Origin of the sequence: Microlunatus ginsengisoli (assembly GCF_039537205.1) — a bacterium.
Taxonomy (GTDB): domain Bacteria; phylum Actinomycetota; class Actinomycetes; order Propionibacteriales; family Propionibacteriaceae; genus Microlunatus; species Microlunatus ginsengisoli.
The window spans coordinates 58264-71924 of record NZ_BAABAB010000056.1 but is presented as its reverse complement, the minus strand read 5'-3'; the positions used below and the strand labels follow the sequence as shown (position 1 = coordinate 71924).

General features: G+C 68.8%; 12 protein-coding genes. 8 read left to right on the top strand and 4 right to left on the bottom strand.

What is annotated here, in order from left to right:
- Positions 1–124: 124 nt before the first annotated feature.
- A complete protein-coding gene (locus ABD747_RS26025) occupies positions 125–1891 on the bottom strand; it encodes a GMC oxidoreductase (protein ID WP_344810070.1) in 1767 nt (588 codons plus the stop codon).
- 268 nt (positions 1892–2159) lie between these two features.
- Between ABD747_RS26025 and ABD747_RS26020 the strand changes: the two genes are divergently transcribed.
- Positions 2160–4757, top strand: a complete 2598-nt coding sequence (locus tag ABD747_RS26020) for a WD40/YVTN/BNR-like repeat-containing protein (protein ID WP_344810069.1) — start codon at positions 2160–2162, stop codon at positions 4755–4757.
- A gap of 89 nt (positions 4758–4846) precedes the next feature.
- Positions 4847–5278, top strand: coding sequence for a PPOX class F420-dependent oxidoreductase (locus ABD747_RS26015; protein WP_344810068.1), 432 nt, complete (start codon positions 4847–4849; stop codon positions 5276–5278).
- A gap of 298 nt (positions 5279–5576) precedes the next feature.
- Here the strand turns inward: ABD747_RS26015 and ABD747_RS26010 are convergent, their stop codons facing one another.
- Positions 5577–5960 (bottom strand): cytochrome c maturation protein CcmE domain-containing protein, encoded by a 384-nt coding sequence (locus ABD747_RS26010; protein WP_344810067.1) that lies wholly within the window; start codon positions 5958–5960, stop codon positions 5577–5579.
- A 36-nt stretch (positions 5961–5996) separates the two neighbouring features.
- Positions 5997–6470, bottom strand: a complete 474-nt coding sequence (locus ABD747_RS26005; protein WP_344810066.1) for an SRPBCC family protein — start codon at positions 6468–6470, stop codon at positions 5997–5999.
- 161 nt (positions 6471–6631) lie between these two features.
- On the opposite strand from ABD747_RS26005, the gene ABD747_RS26000 reads away from it, so the two are divergent.
- The gene (locus ABD747_RS26000) at positions 6632–6847 is read left to right on the top strand and encodes a hypothetical protein (protein ID WP_344810065.1); all 216 of its coding nucleotides are present in this window, start codon (positions 6632–6634) and stop codon (positions 6845–6847) included.
- Between the two features lie 175 nt (positions 6848–7022).
- Here the strand turns inward: ABD747_RS26000 and ABD747_RS25995 are convergent, their stop codons facing one another.
- A complete protein-coding gene (locus ABD747_RS25995) occupies positions 7023–7523 on the bottom strand; it encodes a hemerythrin domain-containing protein (protein WP_344810064.1) in 501 nt (166 codons plus the stop codon).
- Positions 7524–7787: 264 nt separating this feature from the next.
- Between ABD747_RS25995 and ABD747_RS25990 the strand changes: the two genes are divergently transcribed.
- The 5 genes from ABD747_RS25990 (at position 7788) to ABD747_RS25970 (ending at position 13660) form a co-directional block, all read left to right on the top strand.
- Positions 7788–8033: a hypothetical protein gene (locus ABD747_RS25990; RefSeq protein ID WP_344810063.1), complete on the top strand. Its 246-nt coding sequence runs from the start codon at positions 7788–7790 to the stop codon at positions 8031–8033.
- 348 nt (positions 8034–8381) lie between these two features.
- Positions 8382–8675, top strand: coding sequence for a hypothetical protein (locus tag ABD747_RS25985; protein WP_344810062.1), 294 nt, complete (start codon positions 8382–8384; stop codon positions 8673–8675).
- Positions 8676–9084: 409 nt separating this feature from the next.
- Positions 9085–10107, top strand: a complete 1023-nt coding sequence (locus ABD747_RS25980) for a 3-oxoacyl-ACP synthase III (RefSeq protein ID WP_344810061.1) — start codon at positions 9085–9087, stop codon at positions 10105–10107.
- Positions 10104–12674, top strand: coding sequence for an alpha/beta fold hydrolase (locus ABD747_RS25975; RefSeq protein WP_344810060.1), 2571 nt, complete (start codon positions 10104–10106; stop codon positions 12672–12674). Before ABD747_RS25980 ends, ABD747_RS25975 begins: the two co-directional genes overlap by 4 nt.
- The gene (locus tag ABD747_RS25970; protein ID WP_344810059.1) at positions 12671–13660 is read left to right on the top strand and encodes an NAD-dependent epimerase/dehydratase family protein; all 990 of its coding nucleotides are present in this window, start codon (positions 12671–12673) and stop codon (positions 13658–13660) included. Before ABD747_RS25975 ends, ABD747_RS25970 begins: the two co-directional genes overlap by 4 nt.
- Position 13661 lies beyond the last annotated feature (1 nt).

Sequence of the window (13661 nt, the reverse complement as noted above, 5' to 3'; positions counted from 1 at the left end):
GACCACGAACGCGGACGCCCACGCTTCGCCGCGAGGAGACCTCGAGCGGTTGGCTTGACCGTCGTCCGCCGCGCTCGTCGAGGCGGACGACCACCGATCGAGCCGTCGACGGCGGCATCGCCGATCAGCCCAAGTGGCCGGCAAGGCGCAGGGCGAGGGCGGCCAGGGTCAGGCTGGGGTTGGCCGCCGGTGAGGCGGGAAAGACAGAATTGTCACAGGCGAAGAGATTGTCGTACGTGAGGAACTTCAAGTCCGCATCCACGACGCCGGTGCCGTCTCCCGCCATCCGAAGGGTACCGACCTCGTGGGCGACGCCGCCGAGATCGGCTGGCTGAAGCCACAACCCTCCCTCACCGAGCACCGGCTCCGCGCCGAGCGCGTCGAACAGTGACGCGGCCAGCTGATCGGTCTCAGCCAGGTCCGGCCCGGACACGGGAGCCGGGGCGACCGTGACCGCGACGGGATCCGCCGGGTTGCCGGTGACCGTCAATAGGTTGGTTTCCACCAGATTCGCATAGGTCATGAAGACGAGTTCGCACAACATCCAGTCATTGCGCGCGGACCGTTCCTCGGCGAGGTTCTCCGGGTCGACGTAGCGTCCCTGGTTGAAGTCGGCGCCGAGTTCGACGACGACGTCGAACGCGTGAGTGCCGGGCGCCGCGCCGGGGTGCTGGAGCAGCACTTTGGCCGAGTCCGTGGCGCTGGCATACGGCGACCCCGGTGGAAGCGTGAAGTGGCGGTATCGGATCGTGTGATCGGTCAGCCCGCGCCCGATCCGTCCGTTCGGGTCTCGCAGGCCGCTCTGCAACGCGATCTTGGCCGACTCCAAGGTGCCTGCGGAGAGCACCACGGTCTTCGCCGCGAACGTGCGTTGCCGGCGGCCGAGCAGGTCGTAGCCGGTGACGCCGGTGACTCGTGCGGGATCGGCGGGGTCGGCCAGCACCGAGTGCACCGCGATGTTCAGGTTGATCTGAGGTCGGGTACGGCCGGCGCCGGGATCGTCGACCAGCCGATCCTCCATGATCAGGTCTGCGGTAGAGAACAGGCCGGCCGGGATCGAGAGCCGCCGCGCCCCCTTGTACTGGACCGCGACCATGCCGTCCCTGGCCTGGTAGCCGGGCAGTGCGGCCTCGAGGAACGTGCGTGCCTGCGCCTGATAGGCCGAGGCCTCGGGAGCGACCGCGTTCATCGCCTGCTCGGCCGCATCGTAGCCCGTCGTGAGCAGATAATCGCGAACGGCGGCGGGCCAGGCGGCCAGCTCCCAGGGCGCCTGCCGCGGGATCAGACCACCCCAGAACAGGGACCGGCCGCCGAGATTGAAGGCTTGACCTCCAGCGAACGCCGAGCCAGGCGTATTCACATAATTGGTGACCTTGAAGTCTGGCCACAGCGACCAGATGTGCTTGTCGAACTGGCCGATCTTCAACCGCCTCGGAAGGTTTCCGACATGGGTGGGAAAGAGGTAGGACCCGGCCTCGAGGACGAGCACGTCGGCGCCCTTGTCGGCAAGCCGGGACGCAAGCACACCGCCGCCCATGCCCGAGCCGACGATGATGACGTCGTAGACGTGGTCGGGCGTGAGGTTGCGAGGAAAGAATCGCTGCGCGACCAATGGGTTCTCGATCGCGAGCTCGGTGCGTTGCGGAAAGACGACCAGCGGAGCCGTGTAGTCGTGCACGCCCGGCAACTCGCCGGGAGCCAGCCTGAGATTGTCGCCGGCCATCCACGTTCCGGGCACCCGCACGAACTTGAACTCGATGCCGGCCGGGAACTGCTCGTCATCCAGGTCGAATCGCCAGGCTCCGTCGGTGTAGACCCCGCCGCGGTCGACGTCCCAGGCGGGTCCCCAACGCATGGTCACCGTCTGTCCGGGCGCGTACTCTTCCGTCACAAATCGGATCGTGAACATCGCCAGCCTCCACGCTCTCAACGACCGGCGCGGCACTGGACCGGAACATGGTCTCCGGCCGGACGACCCGGCCGGTACAACCGTCGGGAACGCTACCGAGCACGACCTCCCGCTGTGAAGTGAAATTCCGCGAGGCGCCCGAACTCGTTCGCGTCCCGGGATCGTCGCCGGCACTCGACGTCGCCAGACCCGGGGGATTGCCAAAGCGGTCCGATCGCAGTGTCCTTGTTGTTGGAGGAGATGAGCGCAGATGCGGCGTCGATTGGCGGTGTTCGTGGCCGCGTTGGTGGCGGTGCTGTTCGCAGCCACACCAGGGTTCGCCGACGGACCTGGGTCACCGGCAGGCAAGGAGGCGGGCGAAGAGAGTCAAGAGGTCGCCGACGCCACCGATTGGTTCATGTCACAGCGGTTGGCACCCAACGGGGCGGTCGATCCGGACGCCTATGCGGCCGGCGCCGCCCAGGCGGCCGCCGTGTCGCAGGTGGGCGGCTCGTGGACCGAGCGGACCGCACGGTCTGGCAGCGATGGGAACGACTTCTCGGACTCGCCGCAATACATCGACCCGACGAGCGATGCCAGCAACTCCGGCGCCGGCGACCGGTGGGTTTCCGGCCGGATGACCGCGCTGGCGGCGGCGCCCGACGGGTCGCTTTTCGCCGGCGCCGCCGACGGCGGGGTGTGGAAGTCGAGTGACGGCGGCCAGCGCTGGGTCCCGACGACCGACGGGCAGAAGACCCTGTCCATCGGCGCGTTGTTGGCGACGGGCTCCGGCAGCGACTACACCATCTACGCCGGCACCGGTGAGGCCAACACGAGCCAGGACAGCTACGCCGGCGTCGGCGTGCTCGCCTCCGGCGACGGCGGCGCCAGCTGGCACCGAGTCGGCGGATCCGAACTCAACGGCGCGCTCATCTTCCGTCTCGCCCAGGACGGCAGCAGGCTGTTCGCCGCCACCTCCCACGGCCTCTACAGCCTCGATACGACCGCCTTGAACGCGATCTGGACTGCGGTGCTGCAACCGGCCGGCTACCCGACCGGGAGCACCAACGCCAACCTCGTCGTCGGCAACATGATCAGTGATGTTGCCGTCCGACCCGGCACCAACGGACGTCAGGTCCTGGCCGTCGCCGGCTGGCGGGGCGGCTGGCCCACCAACGGTCTCTACCTGTCGAACGATGCCGGCGCACACTTCAGCTATCTGGTCAACCCGAAGGGATGGGTCCCGCCGAAGGCCGAGGGCCGGACGACGCTCGCCTACTCGGCCGCCGGCGATCGCGCATATGCAATCGTGCAGAGCCCGTACCTGCTCAACGTCGGCACCAACGGCAAAACGCTGCTGCAGGGCATCTACGAGTCCAAGAACGGCGATCCGACCGGTCCGTGGACCAAGATCGCCACATCCAGCAAGCTGGCCTCGAGCGGCTCGGCACAAACCATCTCTCGGATCGGCAAGGGTTACGCGCCGGGCATCCAGGCCTGGTACAACCAATTCCTCATCGTCGACCCGGCGAACAAGGACCACGTCTACGCCGGTCTGGAGGAGGTCTACGAGACCCAGAACGCGGGCGCAGGCTGGAATACGGTCGGCCCGTATTGGAACTTCGGTTTCAGGTGCTTCGCGTACGTGCCGTTCGAGGGGACCTGCAACCACAACCAGGCGCACTCCGACCAGCATGCCGCGGTCATCGCCGGCGGCCGGCTCTATGTCGGCAACGACGGCGGGGTGTACGCCCGCGCCCTGACCGATCATCACGCCGGCAACTGGGCGAACCTCAACGCGCATATGGACGTCCTGCAGTACTACGGGGCTCAGGGCAGCCGCGATTCGACCATCTACGGCGGCATGCAGGACAACGGCAGCAACAAGGTGTTCCCGACCACCGGGACCGTGCTCGACGACCTCGGCCAGCCGATCACAGTCAGCTCCGTCCAGGTCTTCGGCGGCGATGGCGGCTACACCCTCGTCGATCCCGACAACTCGAAGAATGTGATCACCGAATACACGGAGCTGGCCGCGGCCAAGTCGACCGACGGCGGAGCCAACTGGCACTCCATCGCACCGGCCGATCCCGATCCGCGCTTCATCGCCCCGATCGTCATGGACCGGGCCGACTCCAGCCATCTCGTGGCCGGCGGTGCGTTCGTCTGGAACTCGAACTCGGGCGTCGCGGGCACCACCGCCAACACCGGCGCCGCGACCGACTGGAAGAACATCTTCGACGTACGCACGGCACTGGGCGGAAACACCACGTCCCAGATCACGGCGCTCGACGCCATCACGATCGGCGACACCCAGCACGTCGCGGCGGCATGGTGCGGTCCGTGCAATCCGAGCCTCCCGAGCGGGAGCGGCTTCGAGGCCGGCATCGTGATGCTCAGCAACAGCGGCGGCAGCTGGCACGCCACGGCTCAGGAATGCACCGGCACCGCGGCGTGCCCGGACACCGGCCTGCCGAACCGCTACATCACCGGCATCAAGATCGACCCGGCCGATCCGAACCATGCGTACGTGTCGTTGTCCGGGTACTCCCGGCACTGGATCGTCGGTCCGGACGACCCGGGCGTCGGCCACGTGTTTCAAACGAGCACGGGCGGCTCATCCTGGACCGACATCTCCGGGAACCTGCCGGACATCCCGGCCAACGACATCGTGCTGAACGGGCGACAGCTCATCGTCGCCTCCGACATCGGCGTCTACACCTCCACCGACAACGGCAGCACATGGAGCAGGCTGGGCACCAATCTTCCCAACGTCGTGGTCAGCCAAATACTGCTCGATCCCAACGCAAACCTGGTCGCCGCCACCCACGGCCGCGGGATCTGGACCATCCCCACCGCGGCGGGCTGACCTCGACGCACGGCAGCAACTGCGGTCGTCGATCCCGACCCCGGGCTGTCGCTGTGGGGCGGCGTCATCCTGGGCGTAGCCTGTTGATCATGGTGGACGACGCGACGCTGTTGGCCCTGTTCGGATCCTCGGGCACAGGCGCCCTCGCCACTCTCAAGCGCGACGGCCGACCGCAGATCTCCAACGTCCGGTATGCATTCGACCCGCAGACGCGGATCTTCCGGGTATCGGTCACCGACAGCAGGGCGAAGACGAGGAACCTGCGCCGCGACCCGCGGGCCGGCATGTACACCACGAGCCGCGACGGGTGGTCCTACGCGGTCGCCGACTGTGATGCGACGCTGAGCCCGGTCGCAGCCGCTCCCGACGACGCCACCGTCGAGGCGCTGGTCGACCTCTACCGCACGCTGGCCGGCGAACACCCCGATTGGGACGACTACAGGCGTGCGATGGTCTCCGACGGACGCCTGGTGCTGACCCTGGCGGTCACTCACGTCTACGGGACACCCGCTGACAGGTGATCCGACGTTCACCTGTCAGCCAACTCCGGATCCCGGCCGCTGGTCCCCGTAAGCCCCCGGATTTACTTCTCGCGACGCTGGGTAGTCGGATGCGGGTTGACAGTCACCCTTCATCTGGGAGAAAGCCAGCCCGGCCGGGCCTCGCTGTTGAGCAGCCAGCAGCGAGGCTCACCTTCGGGCGGCCGAGTTGGCCTCTCGCTCAGCATAGGTGTCGCGCCGGTGTCGAGCGCCTACCGCACGTGCCAGGGTGGCTCGGCGAAAGCGGCTCGACCAATGCGAGTCCAGTTGGACGTGCCCATCACCTATGGGGGAACCGGGAGATGTTTCCGACCTGATCAATGACCTGGTCGGCCACCCACACTCCGTCGGATCGCATCTGTCCCTCGACGACCACTTGTTGAGCTTCCCCGACGATGCCGGGAAGTGCCGCGTCGCTGACCACGGGGATCTGCCTGCCGCGGGTCTCGAGCGTGAACGACGTGCCGAGCCCGTTTGCCTGAACCGTGCCGGGAATCACCATGCCTGTCAGCCGGACTTCACCGTTGGTGGGGCTTGCGGTGTAGCTGGCCTGCGGTCCACCGGCGGGGTCGCCGTCCATAGCTGCGCCGAAGATCACGATGGCCAGGCCGGATAGGGCCGCCCAGGTCAGCAGCCGGGGCTGGCCGATCAGCAAGCGGCTCATCGTGTCACCTCCGTCGGTCCAGCCTCATGAATTGATCTATCCGGTGGTCGTGCTGCCGCCGACATCGCCTCGCCAGGCGCCGGTCTCGGCTCCGCGGCTTTCGACGAACTGCTTGAAGTCGTCGGCCGATTTGTCGACCTGACGCTGGTCGAAGTTCAGCGCGGCACCGATCTTTTCGGTCAGTCCGTCCGGCTGCCAGCCCAGCTCGATGTTGACGCGGGTGGTCGTCGGACCCAGCGGCTCGAAGGTGACCCGACCTGTGTGGCCTTCGGTGTCCCCGCCGGTGCTACGCCAGGAGACGATCTGGTCCGGGGTCTGTTGGACGATCTCGGTGTCGAACTCGCGACGGACCCCGCCGACCTTCACCACCCAGTGGGTCTGCGTGTCGCCTTCTTGGGTGATCGACTCGACGCCGTCCATGAACTCCGGGAACGACTCGAACTGCGTCCACTGGTTGTAGGCCGTGCTGACAGGTACGTCGACCTCTACGCTCTTCTCGACCGTTGCCATTCCAATGCCTCCTGATATTTGCCGTTCGTCTGGAAGGCTGACGCATACCCCGGCGGCTCTGGCCGAAACTGATTGAGCCGCCCGCGAGCGGCAACGGCCGGCTTGTTGCCAAGGCTCAAGACGTCGGGTCTCGGCGCCTCGAAACCATGAGAGGCCGCCCCATGAGCGCCCTAGACCAGCTGAGTGAACGCGAGTTGGTGTCCGAACTCGACGACGTCGAGCACGCCATCGCCTGCAGCTCCACCTATGAGCGGTACGCCGATGGAACCGGCCGCCTGCGGATGCGCGTGAGCGGAGAGCTCCTGGCGTTGGTCGAACGCGAACAGTCGGTCATCACCGAGCTGCACCGCCGACGCCGAGCACCAGCAACAGCCTGATCATCAGCGCAGAGCCCGAGCGCGGGCAGATCGGGGTGTCACCACTCGGTCGCTGTCTCGACCCAGCTTCACGGGTGTTACCGCTCGGTTGAATGAGAGCGGCAGGCGGCGCGTTGCGCTAGCCGCACCCGGCCTACTCCAAGCCAGCCAGGCGGCTGCGGAAGTCTGCGAACGGTCAGGAGATGACCGCGTCGATCGACTTCTTCAGCGCACTGGGTTGGGCCGGGCTCCGCGGGGCGGACTTCTTCTGCTCGATCATCCGGGCACCGAGCTCGGAGAGCTGCTTTCGGTTCAGCCCGGCGCGCACCTTGGGAAACCAGTCCTGTTCCTCCTCGTCCATGTGATGTGTGACGTTCTCGATCAACACGGTCATCTTCGCCACGAAGCGCTCGTTGTCGGCGTCCATTGCGGCCAGTTCGGAAACCAGGACGTCGGCGACATGATGCTCCTCGTACGACTCCAGGACGTCGTCCTCCAGTTCTGGCAGAAGTCGACGCACCTCGGGATACATCGTCTCGTTCTCGATATAGGTGTGCACGGTCAAGGCGGCGATGATCTTGTCGGCGATCTGACCCCTCGCCGCCACGGCGGCCTCGCCGGTCTGCGCGAACTCCCGGAAAAGTCGCCTGATCTCCTTGTGGTCGTCGCGGAGAAGGACGATGGCGTCCGTAGACACTGGTGGATCTCCCTTGCTTGGGCGGCTGGAGGCGACACGGGCCTCGGTGAGCGAGCGGCCCTTTGCCTTTGACGGCACGTGTCAGGCCGCTCACCGCACCGATGCTTCACTGGTCTGGCATCGACGGTCATATCCACCAAACGGAAACGACAAACGGGCTCCTTGCGTCGACGACCCTCCGCGCACGACTGCAGGCCGAGAGATTCGACCGTGCCACTGCGGGTATGAGCGAAGTCACCTGTCTCTCAGGGTGAGAGGATCGATATGTCTGAAGCACGTTCGGCGATCGAACCTGACCTCGCTCCGCAACTGGTCGAGGCGCTGGCAGCCGAAGTTGCGGCGGCGGCGGAGCCGCAGGACCGGGCGCTCGTCGTCGATCATGTGGTCGAGCAACTGGTGAGCGCCATCGCGAGCGATCCGGCGGTCGGCGAAGTCGAGCGGCAAAGCGTCATGCCGGTGCTCGATGCCGCCGACGAGCACTGCGAACGGATGGGCGCCTTCACGTCCTAGCTCGCCGAGGCCGGTACCCAAACGGCCACGTGACGACCTCTGCTGCGTAGCCGACTTGCCCCGACCCAGCGGACTCGGCCAGCTGCAGAGTTCCGCGAGATGCAATGCCGATCCGACGCTCGCCGCGACGGGATCGCCCCGGGCCCGGGAGTTCGAGGCCGCAGGAACGAGGCGTTTCATCACTTCCGCATGGGCTACTTGGCGGCTGGACTCAGCAGAGAGTCGTCCTGGACCGGGAACCGACGGCATCCGAGCTCGGGTGGGCGGACTCGTGGCAACCCGCCATCGACGTTTCCGACCGTAGCTGGGCGTGTCGATCAGGCCACCCAGCCGCTCCGAGGAGTCGCCGTGATCATCACTGTCTTCCTGCTGAACGCCGTCCTGGTCCTCGCCATTCTGATCGCCCTCGGGGCGCGGCACGCGCTCCGCAGGCTGAGGTACCGCCGATCAGCCGTCAGCGCACCACCGGCAGCGATCTTCGACGCCGGCCGCAGCGTGCATCTCGTGCCCGACAGTGTCGAGCAGCATGTCATCGACGAGAGCGGCGAGTGCTGGTGTCATCCGCAGTGTTGCTTGAGTCGACGCGCATCCGGCAGCCTGATCGTCTTCGTGGATCACGTCGCCAGACGCCGGGTGACGTAAGCGGGGACCGGCTCGATCGTCCGGCTGAGCCGGCTCACCGGTGAGTCCCCGGTCCCCGCATCAGGCGGTGCCGCCCAGGCGTCGGCGGCGGCCGGAGGTCGGCGTTGACGGGCTACGGGTCTTGAACCGTCACCGCAGAAGCGATCGCCAAGCTCTGAACTGGGGGCGCTCGAGGACGTCCGTACCACGACTCGTCCGCCAACTGGAGCTCACGGCACGCAGCCCCGTCCGGGTCCGCCGCTGCGCCCCCGTTGCCACCCGGCGGCGAGGTGCCCGCGGACGCCCTGGATCGGCAACTACCATTGGCTCGGCCCGGAAGCAGTCGGTGGGTGCTGGAGTGCGGTACGCCGAGGGACCGCAGTTCGCCACCACCATGTGATCCGACTGTCATCGGGGTACGAGAGGACACATGAGCGGGAACGCGAGCTTCCGGATCCAGCACGCGACGGTGCTGTCGGTCTGCGCCGTCGAGGCGCCCATCGTCATGACGTCTGCGGCGTTCGACGAACGCCTCGCCGACACCTACCAGCGCGTCGGCGCCCGGCCCGGCATGCTCGAGCGGCTGGCCGGCGTGGTCGAGCGGCGCTGGTGGCCCGAAGACGTGAGCTTCGCCGACGCCGCGGCCATGGCCGGCGCGAAGGCCCTGGCCGAGTCGGGGATCCAGCCTGAACAGGTCGGGCTGATGATCAACAGCTCGGTGTCCCGCTCGTATCTCGAACCGTCGACGGCGGTCGCGATCCACCACCAGCTGGGACTGCCCAGCAGTTGCCTGAACTTCGACGTCGCGAACGCCTGCCTCGGCTTCCTGAACGCCATCCAGCTCGCGGCGACGATGATCGACGCGGGCCAGATCGAGTACGCCCTGCTGGTCGACGGCGAAGGCTCTCGCTACACCCAGGAGACCACGCTGTCTCGGCTGGAGGGCGCCGATACCACGGCCCAGCAGCTACGCTCGCAGTTCGCCACCTTGACCCTCGGCTCGGGCGCCGCCGCCATGGTGCTGGGCAGAGCCGACCGGCACCCGGAGGGCCACCGGCTGGTCGGCGGGGTCAGCCGTGCCGGGACTGAGCACCACGACCTGTGCGTCGGCGATCTCGACCGGATGCGGACCGACACCAAGCGCCTGTTCGACGCAGGACTCGAGCTGGCCGTGGCAACCTGGCGAGCAGCCGTGACCGAGTTCGACTGGAGCGGCGTCGACTGGTTCGTCGCGCACCAGACCTCGGTCGTGCACATCAACGCGATGGCCCGAACCCTGGGCGTCGACCCTGATCGCTTCCCGCTCACCCTCCCCCATTACGGCAACATGGGGCCGGCCGCCGTCCCGTTCACCCTGGCTCGGCACGCCGAGTCGTTCCGGTCGAACGACCGCATCGTCATGCTCGGCATCGGATCCGGGCTCAATACCTCCTACGCCGAGCTCATCTGGTGACCACTCCTGCCGGCACTCGTGGAGTCCACGTGCCGGGCCTGGAGCCGCAGTGGTCACGCTTCGTGACCGTTCGCGACGCGGCCGGAGTCGAGCGTCGTTGGCATCTGTTGGACAACGGAGCCCGCGGCGAGCGAGGCACCATGCTCTGCGTCCACGGCAATCCCACCTGGTCATATCTGTGGCGCCGGTTCCTGGCCGACGCGCCGCCCGGCTGGCGGGTGATCGCTGTCGACCAGCTCGGCATGGGTTTCTCCGAGCGGCTGGACCGTCCCCGGAGCCTCGCCGAACGGATCGACGATCTCGGCCGGCTGACCGCCGAGCTCGGGATCGGCGGTCGCGTCGTGACGGTCGCTCACGACTGGGGTGGTCCGATCGCTCTCGGCTGGGCCCAGGCCCACCGAGACTCCGTCGCCGCCATCGTGCTGGCCAACACCGGTGTCGCGGTCCCCGCCGACGCCGCCGCACCGACTCTGATCCGGCTGTCCCGAACCACCGGGCTTCGCGAGCTGATCTGTGTCCGGACGTCGCTGTTCGTCCGGGGCGCGCCCGCGCTGTCTCGACCGGCGCTGCCCCGATCCGTTCGCGCCGGCCTTCGCGTGCCGTACCGCACCGCCGCGCGGCGCAGAGCGATCGGGGACTTCGTCGCCGACATCCCGCTCGAAGCGGATCACCCGAGTCAGCTCCGGCTGCAAGAGCTCGTCTGCGGACTCGCCGACCTGGCGGACGTACCGGTCCTGCTGCTGTGGGGTCCGCGCGACCCGATCTTCGGTGCGGGCTACCTTCGCGACCTGCTCTCTCGGCTGCCGCACGCCGACGTCCAGCGCTATCCGGGCGCGTCCCACCTCGTCACCGAGGACCGTCCACACGCCGCCGCCGACGCGTGGCGATGGATCGGCGACCACGTCGACGGCACTCAGCCGGCCGAGCGCCCGCAACCGGCGCCGACCGCGGCCCCGTTGGGCCGGGCGCTCCGCGACCGCGCGGACGATCCAGCCGTGGCCATGGCCGAGCTCGGCGGGCCAGAACCCGGCGCGACCTCGTTCCGCGAGCTCGCCGCGAAGGTCGACGCCCTCGCCGGCGGGCTGTCCCGGGCCGGGGTGCGAACCGGCGACCGGGTCGGGCTGCTGATCCGGCCCGGCGTCGACCTGACCGCCACGGTGTACGCGTGCTGGCGGCTGGGCGCGGCCGTCGTCGTCGCCGACGCCGGACTGGGTGTACGGCCCCTGGCCGAGGCGCTGCGCAGCGCCGACCCGCAGTGGCTGATCGCCATCCCCACCGGGCTGGCGGCGGCGGCCACGATGGGCCTGCCCGGCCGCCGGATCGCGGCCGGCTCGCTCCCTGAGCCGCTGATCCGGGCCTGGCGGGTGGAGCACGTCCTGACGGAGCTGGCTGCCAGCTCACCGCTGCCGGAGAGCACGCCACCGGACGACGAGCTGGAAGCTGCGGTGCTGTTCACGTCGGGGGCCACCGGCCCGCCGAAAGGCGTGGTCTATCGGCATCGCCAGCTCCGAACCCAGCTCGATGCCGTCCGCCGGCTCTGCGGCATCACGCCCGACGACCGGCTGGTGGCCGCCTTCGCGCCCTTCGCGCTGTACGGCCCCGGCCTCGGCATCGGTGCCGCCGTTCCCGACATGGACGTCACCCGGCCCGGAACGCTCACCGCGGCGGCGCTCGCCGACGCCGCAGCCGCCGTGAACGCGACACTCGTCTTCGCCTCGCCCGCGGCGCTGCGCAACGTCGCCGCGACCACCAGCCGGCTCGATCCGCAGCAGCGAGAGGCGCTGGCGCGGATCCGGCTCGTGCTGTCCGCCGGCGCGCCGGTCTCCGTAGCCCTCCTGCGCAGGGTCGCCGCGGCGCTGCCGCAGGCAGATCTGCATACTCCGTACGGGATGACCGAGGTGCTGCCGGTCACCGACATCTCCCTGGCGCAGATCGAGGCGGCCGGACCGGGCAACGGCGTCTGTGTCGGGCACCCGCTTCCGGGTGTGCAACTCAGGATCAGCGCACTGGACGCCACCGGCACGGCATCGGGCGGTCTGTCGCGCCAACCGGGTGTCACCGGCGAGATCTGCGTCTCGGCGGCGCACGTCAAGGACCGCTACGACCGTCTGTGGGCCGTCGAGCGAGCCAGTTCTCGCGATGCTGGCTGGCACCGGACCGGCGACGTCGGGCACCTCGACGAGAACGGCAGGCTGTGGGTCGAGGGCCGGCTGGTCCACGTGATCAGCACCCCCGACGGGCCGGTCACTCCGGTGGGGGTCGAGCATCGAATCGAGACCGCAGCGGGAGTCGCGGCCGCTGCCGTCGTCGGGATCGGACCGGTCGGAACCCAGCAGATCATCGCGGTGGTGACCCTGCAGGCCGAAAACGACCCCGCAAAGCGCGGCCCGCTGGCCGAGCCTGACTTGGCCGAGGCGGTTCGGGCTGCGGCCGCGGTGCCGATCACCGCGGTCTTGGTGACCCGAGCGCTACCGGTGGACATCCGCCACCAGTCCAAGATCGATCGGCAGCGGTTGGCGCGGTGGGCCAACCGCGTACTCGCCGGTGGTCGGCCCGGTCGGCCGTGAGAGTGCTCGTCACCGGCGCCAGCGGGATGCTCGGCGCAGGAGTGGCTCGGCGGCTGGCCGAACGCGGGGACCGGGTCACCGTGCTGCAGCGCCGTCCCGCCCGTCTCGGGCTACCCGAGATCCTCGCCGACGTGGCCGATCCGGCCGCCGTCCGCTCGGCCTGCGAGGGTCAGGACGCGGTCGTCCATCTGGCAGCCAAGGTCAACGTCGTCGGCAACTGGCAGGCGTACGAGCGGGTCAACGTCGGTGGCACCCGGGCCATCCTCGACGGTTGTCGAGCGACGGACGTGCACCGCCTGGTTCACGTCTCCTCGCCGTCCGTCGCACATTCGGGGGCATCGCTGATCGGTGCCGGCGCGGGCCCGGCCACGCCGGACAGCGCCGGCGGCCCATACGCCCGAAGCAAGGCGATCGCCGAACTGACGGCGCTGCGCGGCGACGGCGCCGGTCTTGCGGTCGTCGCCATCCGGCCGCATCTGGTCTGGGGTCCGGGCGACACCCAACTGGTCGCCCGAATCGTCGAGCGGGCCCGCAGCGGACGGCTCCCCGTCGTCGGCAGCGGCGCTGCGCTGGTGGACAGCACCTACGTCGACAACGCGGTGGATGCGCTGGTCGCCGCACTCGACCGCTGCGAGCAGGCCCACGGGCAGGCGCTGGTGGTCACCAACGGGGAGCCGCGCCCGATCGCGGAGCTGATCGGCGATCTCTGTGCCGCCGCAGGCGCGCCCCGCCCGACCCGCCGGGTGCCGGTTCCGCTGGCCCGAGTCGCGGGCACCGCGGTGCAGAGCCTCTGGTCGCTGACTGACCGCCTGACGCCGGGTGAGCGGAGCCTGGACCCGCCGATCACCCGGTTCGTGGTCGAGCAGCTCTCGACGGCGCACTGGTTCGACCAGCGACGGACCCGGGCCGAGCTCTGCTGGTCCCCACGGGTGAGCCTCGACGAAGGACTCGAACGGCTTCACCGGTGGTACGCCGACCGGCCGTGAC

Bases quoted from the DNA above. Each gene is read 5' to 3' on its own strand.
- ABD747_RS26020 (WP_344810069.1), top strand. From the start codon at position 2,160: ATGCGGCGTCGATTGGCGGTGTTCGTGGCCGCGTTGGTGGCGGTGCTG.
- ABD747_RS26015 (WP_344810068.1), top strand. From the start codon at position 4,847: ATGGTGGACGACGCGACGCTGTTGGCCCTGTTCGGATCCTCGGGCACA.
- ABD747_RS26010 (WP_344810067.1), bottom strand. From the start codon at position 5,960: ATGAGCCGCTTGCTGATCGGCCAGCCCCGGCTGCTGACCTGGGCGGCC.
- ABD747_RS26005 (WP_344810066.1), bottom strand. From the start codon at position 6,470: ATGGCAACGGTCGAGAAGAGCGTAGAGGTCGACGTACCTGTCAGCACG.
- ABD747_RS26000 (WP_344810065.1), top strand. From the start codon at position 6,632: ATGAGCGCCCTAGACCAGCTGAGTGAACGCGAGTTGGTGTCCGAACTC.
- ABD747_RS25990 (WP_344810063.1), top strand. From the start codon at position 7,788: ATGTCTGAAGCACGTTCGGCGATCGAACCTGACCTCGCTCCGCAACTG.
- ABD747_RS25980 (WP_344810061.1), top strand. From the start codon at position 9,085: ATGAGCGGGAACGCGAGCTTCCGGATCCAGCACGCGACGGTGCTGTCG.